The 25,733-nt window shown below is 58.8% G+C and carries 23 protein-coding genes; 20 read left to right on the forward strand and 3 right to left on the reverse strand.

All coding sequences use genetic code 11. The annotated features are described in order from the left end of the window. Positions 1 to 3: 3 nt before the first annotated feature. From AC06G8_RS04785 to AC06G8_RS04830, 10 genes are all read left to right on the forward strand, one after another. Positions 4 to 1,203 carry a permease gene (locus tag AC06G8_RS04785; RefSeq protein WP_480284564.1) on the forward strand — a complete coding sequence of 400 codons (1,200 nt, stop codon included), beginning with the start codon at positions 4 to 6 and terminating at the stop codon, positions 1,201 to 1,203. Between the two features lie 14 nt (positions 1,204 to 1,217). Further along, positions 1,218 to 2,204, forward strand: coding sequence for a TIGR03943 family putative permease subunit (locus tag AC06G8_RS04790; protein WP_480284565.1), 987 nt, complete (start codon positions 1,218 to 1,220; stop codon positions 2,202 to 2,204). Positions 2,205 to 2,228: 24 nt separating this feature from the next. Then, positions 2,229 to 3,107 (forward strand): hypothetical protein, encoded by an 879-nt coding sequence (locus AC06G8_RS04795; protein WP_480284566.1) that lies wholly within the window; start codon positions 2,229 to 2,231, stop codon positions 3,105 to 3,107. Positions 3,108 to 3,290: 183 nt separating this feature from the next. Beyond that, complete coding sequence (locus AC06G8_RS04800; RefSeq protein ID WP_480284567.1) at positions 3,291 to 4,286, forward strand: Gfo/Idh/MocA family protein; 996 nt, start codon at positions 3,291 to 3,293, stop codon at positions 4,284 to 4,286. Positions 4,287 to 4,304: 18 nt separating this feature from the next. Continuing rightward, entirely contained in the window at positions 4,305 to 4,787 is a 483-nt protein-coding gene (locus AC06G8_RS04805; protein ID WP_480284568.1) for a hypothetical protein, read from the forward strand. Between the two features lie 366 nt (positions 4,788 to 5,153). Next, complete coding sequence (locus AC06G8_RS04810; protein WP_480284569.1) at positions 5,154 to 6,143, forward strand: ABC transporter ATP-binding protein; 990 nt, start codon at positions 5,154 to 5,156, stop codon at positions 6,141 to 6,143. Next, positions 6,140 to 7,138 carry an ABC transporter ATP-binding protein gene (locus tag AC06G8_RS04815; RefSeq protein ID WP_480284570.1) on the forward strand — a complete coding sequence of 333 codons (999 nt, stop codon included), beginning with the start codon at positions 6,140 to 6,142 and terminating at the stop codon, positions 7,136 to 7,138. The genes AC06G8_RS04810 and AC06G8_RS04815 overlap by 4 nt, the downstream gene beginning before the upstream one ends. A 66-nt stretch (positions 7,139 to 7,204) precedes the next feature. Further along, complete coding sequence (locus tag AC06G8_RS04820) at positions 7,205 to 8,884, forward strand: ABC transporter substrate-binding protein (protein ID WP_480284571.1); 1,680 nt, start codon at positions 7,205 to 7,207, stop codon at positions 8,882 to 8,884. A gap of 89 nt (positions 8,885 to 8,973) precedes the next feature. Beyond that, positions 8,974 to 9,978: an ABC transporter permease gene (locus AC06G8_RS04825; RefSeq protein ID WP_480284572.1), complete on the forward strand. Its 1,005-nt coding sequence runs from the start codon at positions 8,974 to 8,976 to the stop codon at positions 9,976 to 9,978. An 11-nt stretch (positions 9,979 to 9,989) separates the two neighbouring features. After that, a complete protein-coding gene (locus AC06G8_RS04830) occupies positions 9,990 to 10,883 on the forward strand; it encodes an ABC transporter permease (RefSeq protein WP_480284573.1) in 894 nt (297 codons plus the stop codon). 71 nt (positions 10,884 to 10,954) lie between these two features. Here AC06G8_RS04830 and AC06G8_RS04835 read toward each other — a convergent pair whose 3' ends face one another. Then, entirely contained in the window at positions 10,955 to 11,887 is a 933-nt protein-coding gene (locus tag AC06G8_RS04835; RefSeq protein WP_480284574.1) for a catalase family peroxidase, read from the reverse strand. 114 nt (positions 11,888 to 12,001) lie between these two features. On the opposite strand from AC06G8_RS04835, the gene AC06G8_RS04840 reads away from it, so the two are divergent. From AC06G8_RS04840 to AC06G8_RS04860, 5 genes are all read left to right on the forward strand, one after another. Next, positions 12,002 to 12,574 (forward strand): putative glycolipid-binding domain-containing protein, encoded by a 573-nt coding sequence (locus AC06G8_RS04840; protein WP_480284575.1) that lies wholly within the window; start codon positions 12,002 to 12,004, stop codon positions 12,572 to 12,574. A 313-nt stretch (positions 12,575 to 12,887) separates the two neighbouring features. Then, the gene (locus AC06G8_RS04845) at positions 12,888 to 13,934 is read left to right on the forward strand and encodes an ROK family protein (protein WP_480284576.1); all 1,047 of its coding nucleotides are present in this window, start codon (positions 12,888 to 12,890) and stop codon (positions 13,932 to 13,934) included. Positions 13,935 to 13,938: 4 nt separating this feature from the next. After that, positions 13,939 to 15,135 carry an MFS transporter gene (locus AC06G8_RS04850; protein ID WP_480284577.1) on the forward strand — a complete coding sequence of 399 codons (1,197 nt, stop codon included), beginning with the start codon at positions 13,939 to 13,941 and terminating at the stop codon, positions 15,133 to 15,135. A gap of 20 nt (positions 15,136 to 15,155) precedes the next feature. Next, the gene (locus AC06G8_RS04855) at positions 15,156 to 16,100 is read left to right on the forward strand and encodes a hypothetical protein (RefSeq protein WP_480284578.1); all 945 of its coding nucleotides are present in this window, start codon (positions 15,156 to 15,158) and stop codon (positions 16,098 to 16,100) included. 73 nt (positions 16,101 to 16,173) lie between these two features. Then, positions 16,174 to 16,422 (forward strand): NHLP leader peptide family RiPP precursor, encoded by a 249-nt coding sequence (locus AC06G8_RS04860; protein WP_480284579.1) that lies wholly within the window; start codon positions 16,174 to 16,176, stop codon positions 16,420 to 16,422. On the opposite strand, the gene AC06G8_RS04865 is transcribed toward AC06G8_RS04860, so the two are convergent. Beyond that, on the reverse strand, positions 16,419 to 18,299 hold the full coding sequence (locus AC06G8_RS04865; protein ID WP_480284580.1) for an ATP-binding protein: 1,881 nt from the start codon (positions 18,297 to 18,299) through the stop codon (positions 16,419 to 16,421). The genes AC06G8_RS04860 and AC06G8_RS04865 overlap by 4 nt on opposite strands. A 230-nt stretch (positions 18,300 to 18,529) precedes the next feature. Next, positions 18,530 to 19,504: a glycoside hydrolase family 43 protein gene (locus AC06G8_RS04870; protein WP_480284581.1), complete on the reverse strand. Its 975-nt coding sequence runs from the start codon at positions 19,502 to 19,504 to the stop codon at positions 18,530 to 18,532. A gap of 199 nt (positions 19,505 to 19,703) precedes the next feature. Here AC06G8_RS04870 and AC06G8_RS04875 point away from each other — a divergent pair, with 199 nt between their 5' ends. The 5 genes from AC06G8_RS04875 to AC06G8_RS04895 all read left to right on the forward strand — a co-directional run bounded on the left by AC06G8_RS04875 (position 19,704) and on the right by AC06G8_RS04895 (position 25,688). Next, positions 19,704 to 21,506, forward strand: a complete 1,803-nt coding sequence (locus AC06G8_RS04875) for a cache domain-containing sensor histidine kinase (protein WP_480285384.1) — start codon at positions 19,704 to 19,706, stop codon at positions 21,504 to 21,506. Continuing rightward, positions 21,503 to 22,291, forward strand: coding sequence for a response regulator transcription factor (locus tag AC06G8_RS04880; protein WP_480284582.1), 789 nt, complete (start codon positions 21,503 to 21,505; stop codon positions 22,289 to 22,291). Before AC06G8_RS04875 ends, AC06G8_RS04880 begins: the two co-directional genes overlap by 4 nt. A gap of 108 nt (positions 22,292 to 22,399) precedes the next feature. Continuing rightward, positions 22,400 to 23,797: an ABC transporter substrate-binding protein gene (locus AC06G8_RS04885; RefSeq protein WP_480284583.1), complete on the forward strand. Its 1,398-nt coding sequence runs from the start codon at positions 22,400 to 22,402 to the stop codon at positions 23,795 to 23,797. A gap of 64 nt (positions 23,798 to 23,861) precedes the next feature. Beyond that, a complete protein-coding gene (locus tag AC06G8_RS04890) occupies positions 23,862 to 24,830 on the forward strand; it encodes a carbohydrate ABC transporter permease (RefSeq protein ID WP_480284584.1) in 969 nt (322 codons plus the stop codon). A gap of 3 nt (positions 24,831 to 24,833) precedes the next feature. Beyond that, the gene (locus AC06G8_RS04895) at positions 24,834 to 25,688 is read left to right on the forward strand and encodes a carbohydrate ABC transporter permease (RefSeq protein ID WP_480284585.1); all 855 of its coding nucleotides are present in this window, start codon (positions 24,834 to 24,836) and stop codon (positions 25,686 to 25,688) included. Positions 25,689 to 25,733 lie beyond the last annotated feature (45 nt).

Below are 25,733 nucleotides of genomic sequence, written 5' to 3' on the forward strand. Positions count from 1 at the left end.
GCCATGCAGCCATCTGTCGCAGCCAATGAAGCTGCCAAGCCCAAGCCCAAGTCCAATGCATCGCTGCTGGCGCTGTTTCTGCTCGGGGCTGTAACGCTGCTCTACCTATTTGCCGGAGAGGAAGGCGGCAGCGGCACGGACGGCAAGCTTCAGCTGTTCAAGACGATGTTCCTCAGCCTTCTCATCGAGGCGCTTCCCTTCATCCTGATCGGCGTCGTCGTCTCCGCCCTGCTGCAGGTGTTCGTTCCCGACCGGGTCATCCGGAGGGCTATCCCGAAAAACCCGCTGCTCGCCGTGCTTGCGGCAAGCCTGCTCGGCATCATCGTACCGATCTGCGAATGCGGGATGGTGCCCGCTATCCGCAGGCTGATCCGCAAAGGCATGCCGCTTCATGCAGCGACCGCATTCATTCTGGCGGGCCCGATCCTCAATCCGATCGTCCTCTGGTCGACGCTCGCCGCATTCCGGACCCATCCGGAGATCGCCTGGATCCGCATGGGCCTCGCTTTCGCGATCGCCATCGCGGCAGGGCTCGCGGTCCATCGCTTCGTCAGCGGGCCGGCTCTTCGCGGCGAGGACGGGGAAGCGTCCTCCTTGACGGCAACAGCGGCAGGCGTCAAGCCTGCGGACAACAATCGCGGGCGCGCTTCCCGGCAGCCGACGGCAAGCTTGTCCCAGGCCGCAAGCCTGCAGACGGCAAGCTTGCGGACGGCGGCCAGCCTCCATTCCGCAAGTCAATCGGAAGCGGCCGCTCCGCCGTCGCCCTTCCGGGTGTTGTCCCCGGTTCCCGGCCGCAACAGAGGCTTTGAAGCGGCAGGACATGCCGTCAGCGAATTTTTCGACATGGGCAGATATGTGGTGTTCGGTTCATTTCTTGTCGCGCTGCTCATGACGTTCGTGGCTCAATCCGACCTGGCCTCGCTGGGCGGAGGGAGCGCGGCCGGCAGCATTTCCATGATGGTTCTCGGGTTCCTGCTCTCTCTCTGTTCCACGTCGGATGCCTTCATCGCCCAGTCGTTCTCGGCCTCCTTCACCGGCGGATCCCTCATCGCGTTCATGGTGTTCGGCCCGATGATGAACCTCAAGGTCATGCTCATGATGCTTGCCGTCTTCCGGACCCGTTTTGTGCTCGGACTGTGCGCGTTCGCCGCCGTTCTTGTCTTCGTTGCCGCACTCGTTCTGGATATGACGCTTCTACACTAAGGAGGAACGCTGCCATGCGGTTGAAATGGGATGGATTTAAAGCGGATCAGTGGATAAAGGGCCTGATCCTGCTCGGATTCGGCGCGTTCCTGCTGCGGCTGGACTGGACGGGCGAGATGCTGTTATACGTATCCCCGTCCTTGAGCATCTACGCGAGGCTGTCGGCCTACGGGCTTGCGGCGGGGGGGCTGCTGCAGCTGTATCTGTGCGCGGCTCCGGGAAGGTCGAGGCATCTTGCCTGCGCTTGCGGGCTGCATTCGGGCCCGCATGACAACAGCGGTGACAACAGCCATGGCCACAGCCATGACCACAGCCATGACCACAGCCACGACCACAGCCATGACCATGAAGGGCACAGTCATGGCGCGTCTGCGGGAAGCATGCGGCAAGCGATGCTGTACAGCCTGTTCCTGCTGCCGCTTTTGCTCGGTTTTGCGCTTCCGAATACGTCTCTGGCGGGATCTCTGGCCGATTCCAAAGGCATCAATCTGGCCAATGCTCCGGCATCCGGCGGCAGAGCCGTTCAGGCGCCAGGGCAAAGCGAGGCTGGGACGGAGGGCTTCCATACCGATCTCTACAACAAGGATTACGCCAAGCTGGCGGAATGGCTGTACGCCAAGCCGAAGATCGCGATGGGCGACACCTGGTTCATCGAGTCGCTCAATGCGCTCAATATGTTCCCGGACCGCTTCGAGGGCAAAACGATCACGATGACCGGCTTCGTGTACCGTCAGGAGGGATTGACGGATTCCCAGTTCATCGTCGGCAGGATGGCGATGATCCACTGCGCGGCGGATATGATGCCTTACGGCATTATCGCCGTCAACGACTCCGCGTCCCAATTCGAGGACAACAGCTGGGTCAGCGTGACCGGCACGGTAGCCCGCACGGAATACCAGGGTCAGCAGGTCATCCAGATCGTCGTGACGGAAGCGAAGGAGGCGAAGCCCTCCTTGGTTCCCTATGTGTACCCGGACTCGGGCTTTGCCGCCAAGCTATAGAGGATTAGAACAGGAGGTGGCGTCATGCTGCTGGAGTGGGGAAGCTTGGCTCTTATCGTATTTGTGTCCCTGTACGGAATTTTGGCTTCGTCCGCCGAAGGAACGCAGTTCAGCGGGCTTGCCGTTTCCGGACTCGCTTTGACGGCAGGAGCGGCTATGGGGGCGGCGGCCGTGCAGACTGTCGGATACGGCCTGGCCGTGCCGCTCGCAGCCGCGGCGTTGTTCGCGGCCGCAGGCGCGGCCTTGATGAAGCGCCGCTCTGGAGGAGCCGAGGCGCTGGCTTGGGCAGGCGCTTCCGTCGCCGGCTCGTGCATCGGCATCGCAGCCGGCATGGCCGCTTATTCGACGGGCAAGGCGATGTATGTCATCGATGTGGCCTTCATCGTACTGATGTTCGGCCTGCTGCGGTTCGGCGAGAGCCGCAAGACGGAGCCGCAAGCGAAAAGGCGTTCACCGCAGGCGGCAAAATCGGCTTCGCACAGGAGCGTGGCTGCTGTCTGGTGTTCGATTGCCGCCTTGTCCTGCGTCCTGCTGCTTGGCCTGGGCAGCGCTATCCCCGTCGGCCAATACGGCAGGCAGGCAGCCGCTGCGGCCAGCTATGATTCGGACAACGATATGCAGGAAGCGCAGATCGTCGTCAGCGCGGCGGGAATCACCCCCGAGCGGGTGGATTTCAAGCGGGGGGCCATGATCAAGGCGATCGTCGTCGTGAAGGCCGACGCGGGCAGCGGACTCACGCTCGATGCGGGCAGCCTCGGCACCGGCATCTCCCTGGGCAAAGGAGAGAACGTCATCGTTCTCAACAATCCCCAGCCCGGAAGCTATTCCTTGACCGTCAAGGGAGGGCGCTTCGGCAATAAAGGCGTCGGCGCCATGTTCCGGATCGCCAATGAAACAAACTGAAGCGAACCGGTATCCGCTGCTGCGGATGCCGGTTTTTTTGCGGTTTCCGCGAGCGTGGAAGCCCGTTTAGCGCATGCCGCGGCGCTCCTGCTGCATTTGGCTTATCGTAGAGGACATTAGCTGCGGATGTCGAACAACCGTAGGAAGAGCTGGTTAGCTGGATCATAGAGAGGATGAAGCCGAGTGAGCGAAGGAGCACCAAGCACGATTCGTTGGGGCATCATGGGACCGGGCGGCATGTCGGGAGGCTTCGTACGGGATTTGGCGCATGCGCCCGGTGCCGTCGTAACGGCGGTGGCGGGCCGCGATCCGGAGAAGACGAAGTCTTTCGCGGAGAAACACGGCATCCTCCGCACGCATGGCAGCGCAGCTGAGCTGGCAGCCGATCCGGAGGTCGACATCGTCTACATCGGAACGATCCATCCCGTGCACAAGGAGAATGTGCTGGAATGCCTGGCGGGCGGCAAGCATGTGCTGTGCGAGAAGCCGTTCACGATGAATGCGGATGAAGCCCAGGAGATCGAGGCGGCGGCAGCAGGCAAAGGGCTGTTCGTCATGGAGGCCATGTGGACCCGGTTCCTGCCTCCCATCGCCGCCGTCCGGAAGTGGCTGGCAGACGGCGCTATCGGAGAGATCAAGCTGCTCAAGGCCGAATTCGGATTCGACGCGGGCTGGAACCCTTCGGGCAGGCTGTTGAACAAGCAGCTTGGAGGAGGCGCTCTGCTGGATGCCGGCATATACCCGGTTTCTTTCGCTTCTCTCGTTTTCGGAGCGCAGCCCTCGCGGATTCAAAGCACGGTCGATATCGGGGAAACGGGCGTAGACGAGAGGTTCTCGCTCCTGTTCGATTACGAGGGAGGAGCGGCCGCTTCCCTGCATGCGTCCATCCGTCTTGGCATGAACAACGATGCCTGGATATACGGAACGAAGGGCCGGATCCATATTCCGGGATTTCTGTGGACCCGCCGAGCGGAGCTCCATATCGATGGGCAGGAGCCTCTGATCGCCGAGGACAACCGCGATTTTTCCGGACATGCCTACCAGGCGATTGAAGCGATGGATTGCATCCGCAGCAGCCGGACAGGCAGCGAGATCATGCCCCTGAATGAAAGCGTGGAGATCATGGGGACGCTGGACGCGATTCGGGTCCAATGGGGGCTGGAGTATGGCAGCTTTTAAACGTAAGGAGCAAGCGGGATGAATGCCGTGATCGGCGCGGTTTTCCGCAAGCTTCTTTCCGCTTATGCGGCCACGCTGCTGGCAGCTTCGCTGAGCCTATTTGTACCGGTATACGGAGTAGAGGCAGCGGGGGGATTCGAGCTGGCAGGATGGGTCTTCCTGTTCATTCTATATGGAGGGACGGTCCTGGCTGTCTGCGGCACGCCGGTCTCATTTGCCCTGGAGCGGTGTTGCAGGAAATGGCTGCTCGGGAGAAAGGCTCCATATATCCTTCTCCATGCGGCATGCGGTGCGGGGCTCGGCATGCCGCTTCTGCCAGCCTCCGGCGGCGCGGCATGGCTGCCGGGGCTGCTCGGCTGCATCGCCGGAGCGCTGCTGGCCGGGATGGACCTGTTTCTGGCCAACTGGCAGGCCAGTCCGGGCAAGCTGGCGGCTGCGCTCGCTTCACCGGTCATGGCGCTCGTTGCCGCGATTTGGCTAAGCGCGCAAATATTGAATTAGGGCTGAGGCTGTATTTATCCTCTCCTAAGAATGAAGTCAGATAAAGTGCCACGAATACCTGTAAGTGGAAGGGGATGTCGCCTTATGGCGGCATACCCTTTTTGACAACGTTTCCATTTCAATTTTTATGTAAGAAAATTTATTTTTGAATCTTATTTACGAACCACGCGTCTATGTATTACAATCTGTGTTAACTAAGTTTGCATTTAATTATTGGAATTGCCAGAACAATCCGTGTTTATTTTTGATGGATTGTAGTCCAAGCATTCAGCGGTATACAGGAAAATAGTGGATGTTTACTTTTGAATAATGATACATTAATGCATTAAAGCGAGAAATAGAATGAACGTAAAGGAGACCGGGCGCATGGGTTCGACGCTGCTTGAGATTAGGGATTTGCGCACTCATTTCGTAACGGACCAAGGCGAGATTCCCGCGGTCGACGGCATGGATCTGCTCATACACAAAGGAGAAATCGTAGGCGTAGTCGGAGAATCGGGCTGCGGCAAAAGCGTCACCTCCTTGTCGGTCATGCGGCTGATTCCGCAGCCGCCCGGCAAATACGCCGGAGGATCGATCCTGTTCAAGGGCGAGGACCTCGTCAAGGCCAAGGAGAAGCGGATGAAGCAGATCCGCGGCGATGAGATCTCGATGATCTTCCAGGAGCCTATGACATCCCTGAACCCGCTGCTTACGATCGGGGATCAGATCGTCGAGACGTTGAGGGTCCACCGCAGCATGAGCCGCAAGGAAGCGTCCTCGCAAGCGCTTGAAATGCTGAAGAAGGTCGGCATCGCAAGGGCGGAGACGATTCTCAGGGGCTACCCGCATCAGCTGTCCGGCGGCATGCGGCAGCGGGTCATGATCGCGATCGCCCTCTGCTGCGAGCCGGAGCTGCTGATCGCCGACGAGCCGACGACGGCGCTGGACGTGACGATCCAGGCGCAGATTCTGGATCTCATGAAAAAGCTCAATGAAGAGACCGGAACGGCGATCATGATGATCACGCATGATCTCGGCGTCGTCGCGGAAGTATGCCACCGGGTCGTCGTCATGTACGCCGGCAAGGTCGTAGAGGAAGGAACGGTGCGCGAGATATTCGAGAAGCCCCGGCATCCCTACACGCAGGGGCTGATCCGTTCCATTCCGAAGATCGAGGAGGATGTGAAGCGGCTCTACTCTATCCCCGGCAACGTGCCGAAGCCCGGCTCGGTCAAGGAAGGCTGCCGCTTCGCGGCGCGCTGCGAGCATGTGATGGACAAGTGCCTGAATTCGCTTCCGGAGCTCGTGCCGACGACAAGCCCGGGCCACCGCTCCCGCTGCTGGCTGAATGCAATCGAGGAGGTGGCGAATTGAGCCCGACCCAAGTTCATGAGGACAGCCTGCTGGAGGTCCGCTCTCTCAAGACGTATTTCCCGATCCGCAAAGGATTGTTCCAGCGCGAGGTCGGACAGGTCAAAGCGGTCGACGACGTCAGCTTTCAGGTGAAGAAAGGCGAATCGTTCGGCATCGTCGGCGAAAGCGGCTGCGGCAAGTCGACGACGGGCCGCTCGCTGTTGAGGCTCATCGAGCCGACAGACGGCGAGGTCTTGTTCGACGGCCATAACGTGACGGAGTTTTCCGATAGCCGCATGAGAGAGATCCGCAGGGACATGCAGATGATTTTCCAGGATCCGTTCGCCTCTCTCAATCCGCGCCACAAGGTTCGCAAAATTCTCGAGGAGCCGCTGATCGTGCATGGCATCGGGAACGCCGAGGAGCGGCGCGGCAAGGTGGAGCGGGTGATGGAGACGGTAGGCCTCAGCTCCTGGCAGCTGGACCGGTTCCCTCATCAGTTCTCCGGCGGACAGCGGCAGCGGATCGCGATCGCGCGGGCGCTCATGCTGCAGCCGAAGCTGATCGTCGCGGACGAGCCGGTATCGGCGCTGGATGTATCAATCCAATCGCAGATCCTCAACTTGATGCAGGATCTCAAGGAAGAGTTCGGACTGACCTACGTGTTCATCGCTCATGATCTCAGCGTGGTGAAGCATTTTTGCGATCGGGTCGCGGTCATGTATCTGGGGAGGATCGTGGAGCTTGCGGACAAGCATTCCCTTTACCGGGAGCCCAAGCATCCCTATACGCAGGCGCTGCTGTCCGCAGTGCCGAAGCCGGATCCCAATGCGGCCAGCGAGAGGATCATCCTGCAAGGCGAAGTTCCGAGTCCGGCCAATGTCCCGCAGGGCTGCGTCTTCAACACCCGCTGTCCGCAGGTCATGGACATATGCAGGCAGCAGCGGCCGGCTCTCCAGCAGACGTCGGAAGGCCATATGACAGCTTGTCATCTGTACGTCTCCACGGAGCCGTAACGGATTTCAATCATAGATTCAAAAGCCAAAGGGATTCCGAAAAAGAGAGATCAAGAGGAGGAGACAATGTTGAACAAATGGTATAAACCCGGAGCGGCGCTCGTGCTGGCATCCGTCCTCGCCTTGGCAGGCTGCAGCGGCAACAACAGCAACGCCGGCAATTCCCCGGGAAGCTCCCCGGCCAGCAACTCCAGCAGCCCCGCTCCGAGCGGAACTCCGGCGGATTCCTCCGCCACCACGCAGGATACGCTGATCACCGCCCGCGGCGGCGATTCCGCCGCTCTCGACGCAGCCATCGTAACCGATGGCGAATCCATCAAGGTCACGCAGCAGATGTTCGAAGGGCTGCTGGACTACAAGCCGGGCACGACCGAGGTTCAGCCCAAGCTGGCCGAAAGCTATGAAGTCACTCCGGACGGATTGACGTACACGTTCAAGCTGAAGCAAGGCGTCAAGTTCTCGGACGGCACCGACTTCAACGCCGACGCGGTCGTGTTCAACTTCAACCGCTGGAGCGATCCGAAGAGCGAATTCAAATTCGAAGGCGACTCCTTCGATTACTACGACTCCATGTTCGGTCCGGACGGCTCCCGTGTCATCAAGGAAGTAACCGCTGTCGATGACAGCACGGTCAAAATTGTCCTGAACAAGCCGCAGGCTCCGTTCCTGCAGAACATCGCGATGCCGTCGTTCGGAATCGGTTCCCCGACGGCCATCAAGGAGGAAAAGGACAAGTTCAAGTCCGAGCCGGTCGGCACGGGACCGTTCGTCTTCAAGGAGTGGAAGCGCAACGACTCCATCACATTGGAGAAGAACCCGACATACTGGCAGCAAGGGCTGCCCAAGCTGAACAAAGTCGTCTTCAAGGTCATTCCGGACAACTCGGCCCGCCTCACGGCGCTGCAGAACGGCGAGATCGACCTGATGGAAGGCGTCAACCCCGATGATCTCAAGACGCTCGAAGGCAACGCCGACCTCCAGAAGATCGTGCGCGCATCCTTCAACGTCGGCTATCTGGGCTTCAACACCAAAAAAGCCCCGTTCGACAATCCGAAAGTCCGCCAAGCTCTGAGCTATGCCGTCAACAAGGAAGCCATCATCCAGGCGTTCTACGGCGGACTGGCGGAGCCGGCGGTCAACCCGATGCCGCCGTCCACGCTTGGCTACAACAAGGACGTGCAGGACTATCCTTATGATCTGGAGAAGGCCAAGTCCCTTCTGGCCGAAGCCGGATACGCGAACGGACTGCCGAATGAAATGATCTTCTACGCGATGCCGGTGGCACGCCCTTACATGCCGGACGGCAAGAAGGTCGCGGAAGCGATCCAGGCCGACTTCGCCAAGATCGGCGTGAAGACGAAGATCGAATCCCCGGAATGGGCGACGTACCTTGACGATGTGAAAAAAGGCGACAAGGAAGACCTGTTCATGCTCGGCTGGACGGGCGACAACGGCGACCCGGACAACTTCCTCTTCACGCTGCTGCACAAGGACGCGATCGGAAGCAACAACTACAGCTTCTATTCCAATGAAGAAGTCAACAAGCTGCTGAGCGAAGGCCAGTCGGAGACCGACAACGCCAAGCGCGAAGAGCTGTACAAGCAGGCGCAGGTGCTGATCAAGCAGGACGCTCCATGGATTCCGCTCGTCCACTCCACGCCGCTGCTGGCCGGATCGGCCAAGCTGGCGGGCTACACGCCTTCGCCGACGGGCTCCGAGCCGTACACCGAGGTCTACTTCAAGTAAACCGTTGACTCGTCGCTTCATCAAGCGGACGGCAGGCTGGCCTGCCGTCTCTTCTATTGATACGCCTATTGGCTTAAGGGGAGACATTGATGCTGAACTACACGATTCGACGTCTGCTCATGTTGATTCCGGTTCTGCTGGGAATGACGATCATCGTCTTTTCCATCATCCACGCGATTCCCGGCGATCCCGCGGAAGTCATTCTCGGCGAGAAGGCCAGCAGCACGTCCAAGGAAGCCCTGCGCAAGGAGCTCAAGCTTGATCAGCCTCTTTTCGTGCAGTACGGGGATTATTTGAAAAAGCTCGCCGCCGGAGATCTGGGCACGTCGATCCGCACCCGCGAGCCGATATCCGCCGAAATTACGCCGTACCTGGCGGCCACACTGGAGCTGACGCTGGTCGCGATGGCCTTCGCCGTGTTCTTCGGGGTGAACGCCGGCATTCTCAGCGCCTGGAAGCAGAACTCCTGGTTCGATTATCTCAGCATGCTGATCGCCCTCATCGGGGTGTCGATGCCGATCTTCTGGCTCGGCCTCATGGAACAGTGGCTGTTCGCGCTGGAGCTGAAGTGGCTTCCATCCATCGGCCGGGTGAACGCGCGCGATCCGGTGGAATCGGTGACCAACCTGTATCTGATCGACTCGCTGCTCTCGGGCAGGGCGGATCAGTTCTGGACGGTCGTCAAGCATCTCATCCTGCCGGGAATCGCGCTCGGCACGATTCCGATGGCGATCATTGCCCGGATGACGCGCTCCAGCATGCTGGAAGTGCTGCGGTCCGACTATATCCGCACGGCCAAGGCCAAGGGCTTGTCCCAGATGTTCATCATCTACAAGCATGCCCTGCGCAACGCCTTCATCCCGGTGCTGACGGTCATCGGCCTGCAGTTCGGCCTGCTGCTCGGGGGAGCCGTCCTGACCGAGACGATCTTCGCCTGGCCGGGCGTCGGCCGGTATATCTTCGACGCGATCGCCTCCCGGGATTATCCGGTCATTCAGTCCGGCATCCTGATCATCGCTTTCATCTTCGTGCTCATCAATCTTCTGGTCGATCTGCTGTACGCGGCGGTTGATCCGAGAATCAACTTCAAGTAGGAGGAAAGCCCATGTCACAACCGGCAATCAAGCTTGCGCCGCCGCCCCCGGCCAAGACCGAGGTTTCCTCCTCCTGGAGGGACGGCTGGCGCAGCTTCCGCAAAAACAAGCTGGCCATGGTCGGTCTCGGCATCATCGTCTTCTTCGTACTGATTGCCGTGCTGGCGCCGTTCATCGCTCCCTACGACTATAAGGAGCAAGAGCTGGTCAACCGGCTCCACAAGCCGGGCGGAGAGCACTTGTTCGGCACCGACGATCTGGGCCGCGACATCTTCTCCCGCATCATCTACGGAACCCGGATCTCCCTCTGGGTGGGCATCAGCTCCGTCGTAGGCTCGATCATCGCAGGCACGATGCTCGGCATCGTTGCCGGCTACTACGGCCGCTGGCTTGATGCGCTCATCTCCCGCTTATTCGACATTCTGCTTGCGTTCCCCGGCATCCTGCTGGCGATCGCCATCGTGGCCGCTCTAGGGCCTTCGCTGCAGAATGCGCTGCTCGCGATCGCCATCGTGAACGTGCCGGTGTTCGGCCGGCTCGTCCGCGCCAGGGTGCTCAGCCTGCGCGAGGAGGAATACATCATGGCCGCGCGGGCGATCGGCATGAAGAATTCCCGCATTCTGTGGCATCATATTCTTCCCAACTGCCTCGGCCCGATCATCGTGCAAGGCACGCTCGGCATCGCGACGGCGATCATCGAGGCGGCGGCGCTCGGATTTCTCGGCATGGGCGCGCAGCCGCCGGAGCCGGAATGGGGCAAGATGCTGTCCGATTCCCGGCAGTTCATCCAGAACGCGCCGTGGACGGTCATTTTCCCCGGCTTGTCGATCATGCTGACCGTGCTCGGCTTCAACCTGATCGGGGACGGCCTGCGCGATGTGCTGGACCCGCGGATGAAAAGCTGAATGAAGACAGCCTGAAGCACCGGCCGGAGGCCGGTGCTTTTTTGCCATTCAAGGCTTGGATATAAGGATCGTCAGATTCCTTGCGAACGCCGTTCGAAGCTGACCGCGTAAGCGTCCTTGCGGAAGTGAAGAATCGGATCCTCGCTGACTTCGATGCCTTCCCCGGTCACGGTCGGATCCATGAGCAGCCCTTCCGGTTCCTCGACGATGCGGGTCACGAGAAGCTGGCCGGCGTCGATCGCTTCCCGGTCTCTCGGCCATTCCGTGGTTGGATCGTCGACGGGATCCCATTCCTCTCCCCGGACGATGCGCAGCGTAAAGCCGACAGGCGATGATTCCAGCCGCCCGGCCAATTCCTTTTCCAGGTAATCATGCCCGGCGAAAGGCGCCTTCACAAGCGGAAGATGGTCTTCTCCCGCATCGGGAATCCATTCGTATTTGACCGGCCGCCGCTTGCCCGCCCCATCGACGAAATAAAACGCATGAATGGAATAATACGGGCGGCTGGCGAAGCTGGCCGGGGGCTTCAGCGCGGAGATGGAAGCGAGGGCGCTCTTCGCATGGGGGAACCGGCCGATCAGATCGGTGAAAATCTCCTTGACGGAGATGCCGCCGCGCTTCGCCTCCTGGAAAGCCTGCAGCATCTCCAGGAAGGATTCGGTCGTCCGGGCGAAGAAGACAGGAGTCGTGGCGGCGACGATGACCGGTCTTGCCCCGTCCGGCGGCAGGAACTGGACCGCAAGCCCCTTGGCTGGAGAGAGCAGGTCGCGGTTGTCGGGATCGGGGTTCGTGTTGGAGAAGCGCACGATGGCGCGTGTCTCCCCTTGCTGCAGATGGGGAGCCGTCGTCCATTCCTTGGCTGCTCCGCTGGGACGGAATACGGCCTCGCAGCAGATGCCCTTGGCATGAGCGCGCCTATAGCCGGGATGAGCGCCGGAGATTTGCTCGATGGCGTTGACGGCTTGCTCGGGAAGCCTGCTTCCCGGATCTTTTTGCGTCGACATGAATTCATTCTCCTTCCAGTAACAGGCGATTGCCTGCATGGATCGTAAACGTATTTACCTCATCATTGCCCGAATCCAATCTCATTCATTCCCTAGCTCAGGAGGACAATCCCCATGACGATGAAATCCAATCCGCCTCTTCTTCTCCAATCCCGGCTGTGGAAACGGCTGGACGAGCCGTTTCTCGAGCACTGCCGCCTCTTCCGCGGCAACGACGGCCATCTTCTGGAAGGCAGCATCGTCGGGAGGCTCGGCTCCGAGCCTGTCAGCTGCACATACCGGATCAGGACCTGCCCGGATTGGCTTACGCGGGAAGTGTCGGTCGAATTTGCCCATGGCGACGAGGAAGCCAGTCTTCATCTGGAAGCGGACGGCCGGGGAAACTGGCTGATGGACGGCCGGGAGCTGCCCGAGCTGCAAGGCTGCGTGGACGTCGATATCGAGCTTACGCCCGCGACGAATACGCTGCCGATCCGCAGGCTGGGACTGCGCAAGGGGCAGGAGGCGGAGATGACCGCGGCATGGGTCCGCTTTCCTTCGCTCGCGGTCGAGCCGCTCAGGCAGTCATACTACTGCCTGGAGGATGAGTGCCGTTACCGCTACCGCAGCGCATCCTTCGAGGCCGAGCTGGACGTCGGCGGCGAAGGGATGATCCATCGCTATGGCGATTTATGGGCTTCGTTATAGGAAGAAGCATTCGCGCCCGAGAAATCGCGGGATGGCGGAAGCGATTCGAATCGGAAGCCCTTCTCTGCTGAGGCTTACGGTGGCATCCTTCAATCTCCGAGCGAAAAAGGTATACGAACGTCTCGGTTTTCGCATCGTGGGGAAATTCAAGGCGGGAACGACCGATTTCGAGGTCATGGAGCTGCCTTCAGCGGCAGACCGCCCCGTTGGGAAACAATAACAAGAAAAAGAATTGCCCAAAGGCTCATTCTCTGGTAGGATCATACCGACTTAATAAACACATTTAATAAGTAAGGGAGATACTTTTGATCAGATGAGCGAGCATCGGACAGATCCCAATGAAATCCGCAGGACCATTACGGCAGCGATACGATCCGGCCTGATTTCCAAGGGCCACGCGACCAAGGCCGAGCTGAGCCGAAGCCTGTCCCTCAGCTTTCCCACCATCAGCAAGTTCGTGTCGCTCATGGAGAAGGAAGGAGAGCTGCGGTCCGTAGGCCTGGACGAGTCGAGCGGAGGCCGGCGGGCAAGCAGGTATGCGTACAATCCCGAGTTCATGCTCGGGTTGGCTGTCTATCTCGAGAAGGATGAGACCCGCTACTCCGTCTTCGATTGCATGGGAGGGACCAAGGAGGAAGGAATCGCTCCCAGCGTTCTCATCGAGGGCATCGGAGCGCTGCGGCTGCAGGTGGAGGAGCTGATGGATAAATATCCCCGAATCCGCTCTCTGGCGATCGGCGTTCCGGGCTCGGTGAAGGATGGAAAAATCGGCTACATTCCGGGTTACGGGCGCTACGAGGGCTTGGAGCTGCAGGCCTATTTCGAGGAGAGGCTGCAGATTCCGGTCCAGGTCGAAAACGACATGAACGCCGCGGCGCTTGGCTTTGCCGCCAAGGCCGACGAAGCCGAATCGGCCTCGCTCGTATATTTGTACTTCGGCAACAACGGGCCGGGAGCCGGCATTATGGCGAATGGAACGATTTTGCGCGGGAACACGTCCTTCTCCGGAGAAATCTCCTTTGTCCCGATGGACGGGCAGCGCAATTTCGGGCAGGCTTTGCAGGAGCGTGGATTTCTGGACGGGAGGACGCTGGATGAGGTCCATGTCGACGCGGTCGCAAGGCTGGTCGCTGCATTCACGGTCATCCTAAACCCGAAGCGGATCGTGTTTTGCGACTCCGAAGCCGACGAGGCGCTGCTGGAGCGGATCGGACAGAGGAGCCGCAGCTATGTTCCCCTGGAGCATCTGCCCGAGCTTGTCCACAGCCACTGGCCGTCCGACTATCTGGGCGGACTGAAGACCCTTTCCCTTGAAGCGATGATTTCTCAGGATATATCCTCAGCAAGAAAGGAAGGGTGAAACGATGGCAGCTTTCTTTTTGATCATCATCTACTTGGCCTTCATCAGTCTGGGCTTGCCCGATTCCATGCTCGGAGCGGCATGGCCGGCCTTGCACCGGGACATCGGAGCGCCGGTCTCCATGGCCGGGCTCATCTTCATGACGGTCACCGCAGGCACAATCGTATCCAGCCTGGCCACCGGTTTCCTGCTGAAGCGCTTCGGCACCGGCAAGGTGACCTTGTTCAGCTGCCTCATCACGGCGGCAGCCCTGCTCGGCTTTTCCTATGCTCCGGCGACGGCATGGCTGTTCGTCTTTGCCGTTCCGCTCGGACTGGGAGCCGGCTGCGTCGATGCCGGGCTGAACAGCTATGTCGCGGAGCATTACAAAGCCAGGCATATGAGCTGGCTGCACTGCTTCTGGGGCGTCGGAGCCACACTGGGACCTGTCATCATGGCCCATTCCATCTTGGAGAGGTCATGGAGGAACGGTTATCTCAACGTCTCGCTGATCCAGTTCGGGCTCGTTCTCGTCCTGCTGCTGACGCTGCCGCTATGGGCCAAGGTCGCGCGATTGAGTCGGACGGACCAAGCGGGCGGTTCCGAGGAAACGGGAGAGCATGACCGGGCAGGAGGCGTCATGCTCTTCAAAATCAAGGGTGTCAAGCTGGCCCTGCTCTCGTTCCTGTTCTATTCCGGCGTGGAGGCCACGCTCGGCCTGTGGGGCAGCACCTATTTGTCGGAATCGAAAGGCGTGTCCGCGACGGATGCCGCCAAGTGGATCTCCTTCTACTACGGGGGCATTACCGCAGGCCGGTTCCTGGCCGGATTCGTCACCTTCAAGCTGAGCAACCGCGCGATGATCCGCGGCGGGCAGCTGCTGGCCGTGACGGGAATCGTCCTCATGCTCCTGCCTTTGCCGACCGTATTCTCGCTGATCGGGTTCGTCGTCGTGGGACTCGGGCTCGCGCCTATATTCCCCTGCATGCTGCATGAGACGCCGGTGCGCTTCGGCAAAGGTCCGTCCCAATCGATCATGGGCTTCCAGATGGCGGCCGCTTATACGGGAAGCACGCTCCTGCCGCCGCTGTTCGGCTTCATCGCCGCCTGGTCGGCCAGCGGAATGCTGCCGCTGTATCTTCTGGTCATGGCGGCCGGACTGATGCTGTTCTCCGAGCGGATCAACCTGTTCATGAAAAAAAGGAATTCATTTGGACTCTGAATGATTAGGAGACTTGCACAATGCAATTGGAAGAGGAACGCGAGGAATTGATGCTGATCTTTTCGCAAGCCTCGGAGGAGTTGGCAGAGCTTCCGGCTGGACTTCGCGAACGGGGGCAGGAGCTGCTGGCGCTCAGCGATCCGCTTCGCAACGGAGGCCGGGCAAATAGGATCAGCTACATGCTGCCGTACTGGATGCGGGATCAGACGCGTAGCCCGATCGAGCTGTGCCGCGATTTGGCGGTCGGCAATATTTTTGCCATGCTTCGTTATTTTCTGCTGGACGATGCGATGGACGGGCAGGAGAGAGGCACGGGAGGAATTAGAGCCTCCTTGGCGCTGGGCCAGCTTTTGGAGGAGCTGTTCAGACGGCGCTATCAGCGCCATTTTCCGCAGGAGAGCATGCTCTGGAGCTGCTATCGCCGATATGTCGGGGAGTGGGCATCCGCAGTTCATACGGAAATGGAGCTTCCCATGAGTCCGAACGAGCCGGGCCTATTGGCCCGCAAGGCTGCCCCCGTAAAAATAGGCGCCAGCGGAATGCTGCTTCTTGCGGGGATGCCGGAGCGCATCCCGGATGCGGAGCAAGCTGTCGAACTGGCCCTTGCGGCGCTCCAGCTGTCCGATGATTGGGATGATTGGCAGGCCGATCTGCCTGCCCCCAACGGCAACGCATTCCTGTCGATCGTCCGGACCCGGCTCCAATTGTCAGCCGGCCAGGCATGGGATGAGCGTGACGTCCGAACGGCGATCTACCATCATGAGGCCGTAGGCGAACTCGCGGACGCGGCCGAGAGTTATGCCGAGCGGCTCAGGCAGATTCCCCATCGTCCGGATCGGCTGGCCGCTTATGCCGATGCCGTTGCGACGGGAATCCGCGAGGAGGCCCGCAAGATCGAGCAGTCCCGAGCCAGTCTCGCTGCAGCAGGCGGATTTTCCCATTTATTGTCGAAAATTACTATATAAATAGGGACATTTTACCTATGAAATGCTATGATAAGAGGGCTAATCCACTTTTCTCATGAAAGGTTGTTGTTCGATGTCCATGGATTCCTTGAAGGTGCAGATTATTCAAAAGGCATGGAAAGATCCTGAATTCAAGGCCAAGCTGCTGAGCGATCCCAAAAGCGCGCTCCAAGCGTCTTTCGGCATCATGGTTCCGGAGGAAATCGAACTTCAGGTCATGGAAGAAACGCCTTCAAGCTATTTCTTGATCATTCCTCCCAATCCGGCCGAGCTTGCCAGCTCGGGGGGCGAGTCGAACAATCTCCGATACAACTGGGGTTAACGCACGAGAGGGAACCGAATCATCGCTTCGGTTCCTTTTCCTTTTTCACTGCGGTATGTCAGCGTTCCGTTCATGGCTTCAATAATTTGGAATGTGACCATAAGCCCAAGACCTGTACCTTCGGACTTGGATGAGAAGTAAGGATTGCCCAGCTTGGCGAGCTGCTCTTCGCTCATTCCTTGTCCGTTATCTGTAATTCGTATCACCGCCTCGTCATTCTCCTCGTAGGCCTCCAATTCAATCTTTCCGTTTTCTTTCAGGGACTCGATGCTGTTCTTCATAATATTGATAAGGGCTTGCTTGAATTTGGACGTGTTTCCGATGATGGTGAGATGCTCGGAAGCTTTGACGAGCAGCACTCCGCTATGCATCATCACCATGGGGAGCAAAATGGTTTCGATGATGCTCAACTCTTGTTTCACGTCGATCGCAGCCGGCGTTTCCTGCTCGGGCTTGGCGAACGTCAGATAGTCCGTGATGATGCCGGCTGCCCGATCGAGCTCGCTGATGGCGATGTCGTACTGATACTTGTTCGTCTCCGTGGATTTTCTCGAAAGCAGCTGGAGAAACCCTCTCGTCACCTGCAGCGGATTTCGGACTTCATGGGCAATGGAAGCAGCCAGTTGGCTTATAATCTGCATTCTTTCCGATTTCTGCAGCTGATGGTTGTACAGCTCCAGTTCGTTGGAATAGGCGAGCAGCTTGGCATAATCGGCGGCTATCCTTCGATTCAAAGCCATGACCAGACACGCGACGAGAAACACGATACCGAATTTCCACAGCTCAAATTGATACGGACTCTGACGATAGGAAAGCACGATGAAGTCCGCGACGCCGGAAATGGCGAGCCCGATAATACCTGTCGATAAAAGCATGGAGCTGCGGGATTTTCGAAAGAGGTTCCGAATGGCAAAAATCAGGATGACAACCAGTTGAGCGAGAACGAGAGGCGCCAGGATCCAGAAGGTAAAGAGCTTGTAATAGAAATAGAAGGACCCGCCGGCACCTTTATAGACAAGCATGACGAGGAAGCTTGCGCCAGAATAGCCGATCAGCCAGCTTTGGGATTTTTTCAGCCAGCTATTGGTGAGCTCGAAGGAATGGCTGACGAAATAGAATAAGGAAGGAAAAAGGACCAGCAAAAATGTATCGAACAAAAAGAACAGCATCTGGCCGTAATCGGGAAAATAGAAATAGGGCAAGGATGAATTCGTGACAATCAGCAGGCCGGTAGACAGGATGAACAGACTGAGAGCGTTGGCCGGCTTGGTCAGGGAACGAACGAAGAAGCCGGTGGATAAAAGCATAATAAATCCGAGGAACGCTATCGCGGCTCCAAGCAGGACATTCGGCAGCCCTTTGCGAGCATTCGATGAAGATAGATCGGCGAATTCGCCGACCCGAATCTCGCTGTTGATTCCGGCGCCTTCCTTGGATTTCATTACAATGTATATCTCCGAAGAAGCCGACTTGGAGGTCAGCGGGATCAGGAGGATATTGCGCTCAAAATCGTAGTTCCGCGAGGAGTGATAGATCGCTCGGGCATCCTCGTATACGGTGATATCAAGCCCGTACAATTGCCGGATATACAGTCCCGGGTCATTGAAGCCGGCTGTAGGCGGAATCGGGACACGAACCCAGGCGCCGACAGCTCCGTCCGGCAATGCGGTAAGGGGACGCTGTGCCGTAGCAGAATGCCAGAATAGATCCGCAGGCGGAGTCGATCCGGACGGATTCGGCTTTTGGATCCAGGCGATGCTCCATTCGGAGACGGATAGATCCGCAGCGTCGTCATGGGAATTGGAGACGAGAGGCACGACGGCAATGAAGATGCTGAACAGGAGAAGGACAAGTATAGGTTGCCGGAACGCTAGCATGGGGCACCTCTCGATGGATTGACGAGCAAAAAGCTCCTTTTCGACATTATACCAATTAAATCTATATATAATGACAAAATATTTCCATAGTCGACATGACCTCGCTTGAATTTTGGATGAGGCAAGCATCGACGAGTCTTTGGCCCGAAAAAGCAGGAAAGGCACCCGGACGGGGTGCCTTTTGTCGGTTCATGACCGAGGACGCTGCGGCGCAGACAGGCCCGCCGCCTTCACTCGTACGGATCGATCGTCTGGATCGTTCCGTCCTCCTTGTACTTGAGCTCGGCGAACTTCACGCAGCGCTTGTTGTCGGCGCCGCCGGACAGGGAGCTGTCGTGATAGAACAGGTACCATTTGCCCTGGAATTCCACGATGGAATGATGCGTCGTCCAGCCGACAACCGGGGTCAGGATCGTGCCTTGGAAGGTGAACGGCCCGCAAGGGCTGTCGCCTACGGCATAGACGAGCTTGTGCGTCGTGCCGGTCGAATAGGAGAGGTAATACTTTCCGTTGTATTTGTGCATCCATGGACCTTCGAAATACCGCCGGTCCTCGTCGCCGGCGAGGATCGGCCGGCCGTCGCCGTCGACGATGGAAATCTCGCTCGGCGGCTCCTGGAACGACAGCATGTCGGAGCTGAGCCGGGCCACTCGCGGGCCTAGCGCCGGAGCGTCCGGCGCCGGACCTTCGGCATCGGCTAGGAATTCGCCGGTCTGCCATTTCTCGAGCTGGCCGCCCCACAAGCCTCCGAAGTACATGTAGGCCTCGTCGCCTTCGACGAACACGGCCGGATCAATGCTGAAGCTGCCGGGAATATAGCTTGGCTGCGGCTCGAACGGGCCGGCCGGCGAGGTGCCGGTCGCGACGCCGATGCGGAACACATGATCATGGTCCCGGGCCGGGAAGAACAGGTAGTAGATGCCGTTCTTGCAGGCTGCGTCCGGAGCCCACAGCTGCTGCTTGGCCCAGGGAATGTCCCGCAGATGAAGAGCCTCGCCGTGGTCGATGCAGGGGGAGCTCTCATCCTCCATCGACAGGACATGGTAGTCCTCCATGTCATATTGGTCGCCGTTGTCGTTCGACACCTGCTCATGGTCCAGATCATGAGAGGGATAGATGTACAGCCTGCCCTCGAATACATGCGCCGACGGATCGGCGGTGAAGATGTGGGTTACGATAGGTTCCTTGAATTTAACCGTTTCCATTTCAGTCATCCCCGATGAATAGAATCAAGTTCTCCCCTTATTTTAGCAGACCCGTCCCCGTCCCCGGCAGTCTCAGATGCTTGTGAAAAATACCGTTAAAATTGGTTTTTGGGGGATCAACAACCATTTGACACGCTTATCCGAATCCATTACGTTGATCCTAGCATTCTAGCATGTACGGAAGCGAGGACTGTTGCCAGTGAGAGGGTGGGGCAATCGGCTGCTGGGCCAGCTGCGGGAGACCAACACGCTGAGAAATCAGATCTTCATCAGCTTTACGCTGACGATGATTCTCGTGCTGACCTTTGCAGGAGCATTTATTTACGGCGAGGTGTCCGTGCTCCTCAAGCAAAGCGCGGAAAAGCATATCCAGCAGACCGCCATCCAGGCCAACGGGCGGCTGGATGCGCTGCTGAAGGGGATCGACTCGCTCACGACCCAGGTCGCTGCTGATTCCTATGTGCAGAAGCTGCTCTCCCAGGATGTGCAGGGAATCCGCTCCAATTTCAACGAGCGCCAGTCGCTGCTGCAGATCGCCAACAATTACATGGCCTATTCCTCCGGCATCAGCTCGCTCGAGCTCTACACCATCGGCAACAAGCGGCTGTTCCCGCTCGACGATACGAGCCAGAACCGCATTTCCGGGGATGCGCTGGCCGCAGCGGACGGAAAGAAGGGCCGCCTCGCCTGGATCGGAATCGATCCGCGTTCGCCGGACACGGTGCTCGCCGTCCGCCGCATCAACCTGCTCGACCATGCCTACTCGCCCGGCGGCTACGTGGTCGTCCACGTCAACCGGGATTACTTCAAGATGGATCAATCGGAAGGCAGAGGGGACCCCTCCAAAGGAAGGGAGTCCATGCTGCTGAGCGACGGCGAGGGCAATCCGATCCTGTCGGATATGGATGACGAGACGGCGTCTGCGGTCATCGCCCAGACGGGAAGCACCGTGACCGTCGGTCAGGAGCGGATGCTCGCCGTCCGCCAGCATTCCGGGGTCACGGGCTGGAAGCTCGTGCTGCTCCTGCCGGTCGAGGCGGCGACGGAGGGGATATCGGTGCTGCGCATGGCCATCTATGTGTCGATCGGAATCGCCGCTTTTGCCTTCCTGCTGCTGACGCTGCTGCTGTCGACGATGATCACGCGGCCTATCCAGCAGCTCATGAGAACGATGCGCAGCGCCCGATTCGGTGGACTCAAGCCGATTCCGGCCAGCGACAACCGCCTGCGGACGATGGAGATCAACGAGTTGAACCACACGTACAATCGGATGGTCGACCATATGAACGAGCTGATCCAGGTCGTCTACGAGAAGGAGCTTACCCAGAGCCGCACCGAGCTCAAGGCGCTGCAGGCGCAAATCAATCCGCATTTCCTGTTCAACACGCTGGAAGCGTTCTATTGGTCGCTGGAGGAAAAAGAGGAAAGCGAGCTGGCGCGGACGATTCTCGCCATGTCGGGATTGTTCCGCTACGTCATCGGCAGCGCGGCGGCAGACGATGAGTTGGTAACCGTCCGCGACGAGGTGGAGCATACACAGCGCTATCTGCAAATCATGAAGATGCGCCTCATCGACCGGCTGAGCTGGGACATCGACGTCGAGGAGGAGCTGCTTCAGGTGCCGATTCCCAAGCTCATCCTGCAGCCGCTCGTGGAGAATGCGATCTTGCACGGGGTGGAGAGCCGCATCGTCCCGGGATCCGTCAAGGTCCGCATCCATTCCGCCGAGCCCGGGTTCGCGACCGTGGCCGTCATCGACGACGGAATCGGGATGGACGGCGAGACGGTGATCCGGCTTCTGCAGAGCCTGGATGCCGTCGCTCCCCAGGATTCCAAGAAAGGGGCTGGAGTGGCCATGTCCAACGTCCAAAGGCGCCTCAAGCTTCATTATCCCGGCCCCCCGGATCGCGGAGGCGGGCTGCATATCGAGAGCAAGGCCGGCTCAGGCACAACAGTAAGCTTTGAGATCACGATTCCTTCGGGAGGAGACGAACGGGTATGAAAACGTTGTTGATTGTGGACGATGAGCCTCGCACGCGGCTGGGCATCCAGAAGACGCTCACCGCCTGGTCGGCGGGCCGGCACCGGATCGAGACGGCGGCGAGCGGGGTCGAGGCGCTGGAATGGCTGAAAGCGAATACAGCCCATATCATCATCACGGATGTGCGGATGCCGGAGGTGGACGGGCTGCAGATGCTGGAGACGCTGGCGGGGCGCGGGTCTCTACCCGTCATCATCGTCATTTCCGGCTACGCCGAGTTCGACTATGCGCGGAAGGCGCTGCAGCTCGGGGCCTTCGACTACATTCTCAAGCCGCTGGACAAGGATATCCTGGCGGAAACCGTGCAGAGAGCGATCGAGCTCGACGACGGCCGGGACCGCATCGATGCGATGGAGAAGCTCGTCGACGCCAAGCTGCTGGAGGTCGGGCGCGGCGAAGCGCGTTACGGCACGCCGATCAAGGATGCCATCAGCTATATCGACGCCCATCTGGAGGAGCCGATCAGCATGAAGCAGGTCGCGGAGCTGACGCATCTCAATGCGAGCTATTTCAGCGTGCTGTTCAAGGAGCAGACCGGCGTCACCTTCAGCGATTATCTCACGCGCCTGAGGCTGCAGCGGGCAAAGGAGCTGCTGGTCTCGACCCGGATGCCGATCTCGGAGATCGCCGAGAAGGTCGGCTACGGCACGGCCAAATATTTCATCAAGGTATTCAAGGACAACGAGGGCACAAGTCCGAGGCAGTACCGGAGCCAGGTGCTGGACGCCGATTCATCGATCCGATAAAAGTGGAATTTCTCCCAATCGCTGTTACTGTTGCGCTTACATGGCAAATTTTATAATTATGTATGCGGTTACAAGAACAGTGCGTCACCAAAAGGGGAGGAAACACACATGAAGCGCGTTTTATCGGCCACGACGGCAATCGTCCTGTTGTCATCTGTTCTCGCTGCATGCGGCGGCAACTCGAACTCGCCCGCCGACAATGCAGGTGCAAGCAACTCGAGTACAAACTCCAATACGGGCTCCGCGACGAGCAAGCCTGCGGAGAAGGTCACGATCAATCTGTGGAGCTTCACGGATGAAATTCCGAACATGACGAAAAAATACCTCGAAACCCATCCTGATGCGAATGTCGACTTCAAAACGACGGTCATAGCGACGACTGACGGAGCTTACCAGCCGGCCCTCGACCAGGCGCTCGCCGGCGGCGGCAAGGACGCTCCGGACATCTATGCGGCCGAGTCCGCCTTCGTCCTCAAGTATACGCAGGGCGACGCTTCCGACTACGCGGCCAACTACGCCGATCTGGGCCTGGACGACCAGCTGGTGAAGGATGCCGGCATCGCCCAATATTCCGTGGACATCGGCAGCAAGGACGGCCAGCTCAAGGCTCTCGCTTATCAAGCGACCGGCGGGGCGTTCATCTATCGCCGCTCGCTCGCCAAGGACGTATTCGGCACGGACGATCCCGCTGCGATCAAGACCGAGATCGGCCCCGGCTGGGATAAATTCTTCGATGCGGCCGCGAAGCTGAAGGCCAAAGGCTACGGCATCGTCTCCGGCGACGGCGACATCTGGCATCCGATTGAAAACAGCTCCGACAAGGGCTGGCTCGTAGACGGCAAGCTGCATATCGATCCGAAGCGCGAGCAGTTCCTCGACTACTCCAAGCAGCTGAAGGACAACGGCTATTCCAACGACACGAAGGACTGGACCGAGGGTTGGTACGCGGATATGTCCGGCACCGGCAAGCAGCCGATCTTCGGCTTCTTCGGCCCCGCTTGGCTCATCAACTACGTCATGAACGGCCAAGTGAAGGCCACCAACGGCGACTGGGCCGTAACGGAACCGACGACAGGCTTCTTCTGGGGCGGCACCTGGCTGCTCGCGAACAAGGAAGCGGCCAAGGACGACGCAAAAAAAGCGGCCGTGGCGGACTTCATCAAGTGGGTCACGCTTGATTCCTCCGAGACGGGCCTTCAGTACTACTGGGCAAACGGCACGATGAAGGAAGGCGAGCAGGGCACGAAGGACAGCGTAGCTTCCTCCGTCGTCATGTCCAAATCGGACGGCAAGGTCGACCTGCTGGGCGGACAGAACATGTTCGACGTCTTCGTTCCGGCCAACGCCAACGCGACAGGCAAAAATCTCACCCAATACGACGAATCGATCAACCTCATCTGGCGCGATCAGGTGCGCGAATATTCCGAAGGCAAGAAGAGCCGCGAGCAGACGATCAAGGACTTCAAGCAGAAGGTCCAGGATCAGCTCGGAATCGAAAGCGAGTAATAGCGCCAAAGGGGCGGGATATCCCGCCCCTTTATCTGAATTTGATTGATATGGGGTGAGAGCCATGCGCCGCAAGGGCGTCAGCTATTCAAAATTCGGCTATCTGTTCAGCCTGCCATTCCTGCTTGCGTTCCTGGTATTCTCGTTCTATCCCGTTCTGTATACCGCGGTGATCGGGTTTACGGATATGAAGGGAGTCATCCCGAAGCCGGTCCATTTCCTGGATCAGCCGTTCGAGAACTTCAGGTACCTTCTCTTCGACAACGTCTCCTTCCGCAAGTCGCTTTCCAACACAGCCCTCATCTGGATCCTCAACTTCATTCCCCAGATGCTGCTCGCGCTGCTGCTCACCGCCTGGTTCACGAGCCAGCGCACGAAGGTGCGGGGGCAGGGCATATTCAAGGTGCTGCTCTACATGCCGAACATCATTACAGCGAGCACGATCGCCGTCCTGTTCAACTCGCTGTTCTCGTATCCGATGGGACCGATCAACAGCCTGCTCGAGTCATTCGGCTGGATCGACTCTCCCGTCAATTACCTGCAGGACAAGACGACGGCGCAAGGAATCGTCGCGTTCATCCAGTTCTGGATGTGGTACGGCAACACGATGATCATCCTCATCGCAGGCGTCATGGGCATCAACCCCGCGCTGTTCGAGGCGGCTTCCATCGACGGCGCCAATGGATGGCAGATCTTCTTCCGCGTGACGCTGCCGAGCCTGCGGACGATCATGCTCTACACGCTGATCACGTCGATGATCGGCGGCCTGCAGCTGTTCGATATTCCACAGCTGTTCCTGTACGGCGGGCCGGACGACGCGACGCTTACGACCTCCGTGTTCATCTACGGGCAGGCGTTCAAGGGCAGCTACATGTACAACCGTGCCGCAGCTGCCAGCATGATCATGTTCATCATTGCGGCCGTCCTGTCTGCCCTGCTGTTCTACCTCATGCGCGACCGCGATGCGGCTAAAGCCAAAAAAGCGGCTAAAAATCGGAATAAAGCTGCTAAAGCGGCGGCAAGGGGGATGTAAGACGTGGCCAACCTTCAAAAAAGCGCGGGAGTCTCCCTTCGCATCAACAAAACAATCGTCTATGTCGTCTGCATCATCCTGTCGCTGCTGAGCATCCTGCCCTTCTGGATCATGTTCGTCAATGCCACCCGCTCCACGGCGGAAATTCAAAGCGGCCTGTCCCTGCTGCCTTCGGTCCACATGAAGACAAATCTGGACGTGCTGCTCAGCAAGAGCTTCGATCCGCTCAAAGGCTTCTTCAACTCGCTGATCATCTCGGGCTTCTCCACGATCTGCGCGGTCTACTTCTCGTCCCTGACCGCTTACGCGCTGGTCGCCTACAACTGGAGGATGCGCCAGGCGTTCTTCACCTTCATCATGCTCGTCATGATGATTCCGGCCCAGGCGAGCGCGATCGGATTCTACAAGATGATGTACCAGCTGCACTGGACGAACAGCTTCCTGCCGCTCATCCTGCCGTCCATCGCAGCGCCGGCAATCGTGTTCTTCATGCGGCAGTATCTGCTCGCGACGCTGTCCATCGAGATGGTGGAGGCATCGCGGATCGACGGCGCGGGCGAGTTCTACACCTTCAACCGCATCGTACTGCCGATCATGGTTCCGGCGATCGCGACTCAGGCGATCTTCGCTTTCGTGGCCAGCTGGAACAACCTGTTCATGCCGCTCATTCTCCTCACGGACAAGAGCAAGTACACCTTGCCGGTCATGGTCAGCCTGCTCAAGGGGGATATCTACAAGACGGAGTTCGGCTCCATCTACATGGGACTGTCCCTGACCGTGCTGCCGCTGTTTGTGATATACTTCCTGCTGTCGAGATATATTATCGCGGGCGTGGCGCTCGGCGGAGTGAAGGAGTAAGGCGCTCATTCCGTCCGGAGCTCATCCTGCGAGCGGGTTGGTGGA

It is taken from the genome of Paenibacillus sp. SJS-P3 (genome assembly GCF_056711585.1).

Coding starts and splice junctions, on each gene's coding strand:
- AC06G8_RS04785 (WP_480284564.1), top strand. CDS start 4: ATGCAGCCATCTGTCGCAGCCAATGAAGCTGCCAAGCCCAAGCCCAAG.
- AC06G8_RS04790 (WP_480284565.1), top strand. CDS start 1,218: ATGCGGTTGAAATGGGATGGATTTAAAGCGGATCAGTGGATAAAGGGC.
- AC06G8_RS04795 (WP_480284566.1), top strand. CDS start 2,229: ATGCTGCTGGAGTGGGGAAGCTTGGCTCTTATCGTATTTGTGTCCCTG.
- AC06G8_RS04805 (WP_480284568.1), top strand. CDS start 4,305: ATGAATGCCGTGATCGGCGCGGTTTTCCGCAAGCTTCTTTCCGCTTAT.
- AC06G8_RS04810 (WP_480284569.1), top strand. CDS start 5,154: ATGGGTTCGACGCTGCTTGAGATTAGGGATTTGCGCACTCATTTCGTA.
- AC06G8_RS04820 (WP_480284571.1), top strand. CDS start 7,205: ATGTTGAACAAATGGTATAAACCCGGAGCGGCGCTCGTGCTGGCATCC.
- AC06G8_RS04825 (WP_480284572.1), top strand. CDS start 8,974: ATGCTGAACTACACGATTCGACGTCTGCTCATGTTGATTCCGGTTCTG.
- AC06G8_RS04830 (WP_480284573.1), top strand. CDS start 9,990: ATGTCACAACCGGCAATCAAGCTTGCGCCGCCGCCCCCGGCCAAGACC.
- AC06G8_RS04835 (WP_480284574.1), bottom strand. CDS start 11,887: ATGTCGACGCAAAAAGATCCGGGAAGCAGGCTTCCCGAGCAAGCCGTC.
- AC06G8_RS04840 (WP_480284575.1), top strand. CDS start 12,002: ATGACGATGAAATCCAATCCGCCTCTTCTTCTCCAATCCCGGCTGTGG.
- AC06G8_RS04845 (WP_480284576.1), top strand. CDS start 12,888: ATGAGCGAGCATCGGACAGATCCCAATGAAATCCGCAGGACCATTACG.
- AC06G8_RS04850 (WP_480284577.1), top strand. CDS start 13,939: ATGGCAGCTTTCTTTTTGATCATCATCTACTTGGCCTTCATCAGTCTG.
- AC06G8_RS04855 (WP_480284578.1), top strand. CDS start 15,156: ATGCAATTGGAAGAGGAACGCGAGGAATTGATGCTGATCTTTTCGCAA.
- AC06G8_RS04860 (WP_480284579.1), top strand. CDS start 16,174: ATGTCCATGGATTCCTTGAAGGTGCAGATTATTCAAAAGGCATGGAAA.
- AC06G8_RS04865 (WP_480284580.1), bottom strand. CDS start 18,299: ATGCTAGCGTTCCGGCAACCTATACTTGTCCTTCTCCTGTTCAGCATC.
- AC06G8_RS04870 (WP_480284581.1), bottom strand. CDS start 19,504: ATGGAAACGGTTAAATTCAAGGAACCTATCGTAACCCACATCTTCACC.
- AC06G8_RS04880 (WP_480284582.1), top strand. CDS start 21,503: ATGAAAACGTTGTTGATTGTGGACGATGAGCCTCGCACGCGGCTGGGC.
- AC06G8_RS04885 (WP_480284583.1), top strand. CDS start 22,400: ATGAAGCGCGTTTTATCGGCCACGACGGCAATCGTCCTGTTGTCATCT.
- AC06G8_RS04890 (WP_480284584.1), top strand. CDS start 23,862: ATGCGCCGCAAGGGCGTCAGCTATTCAAAATTCGGCTATCTGTTCAGC.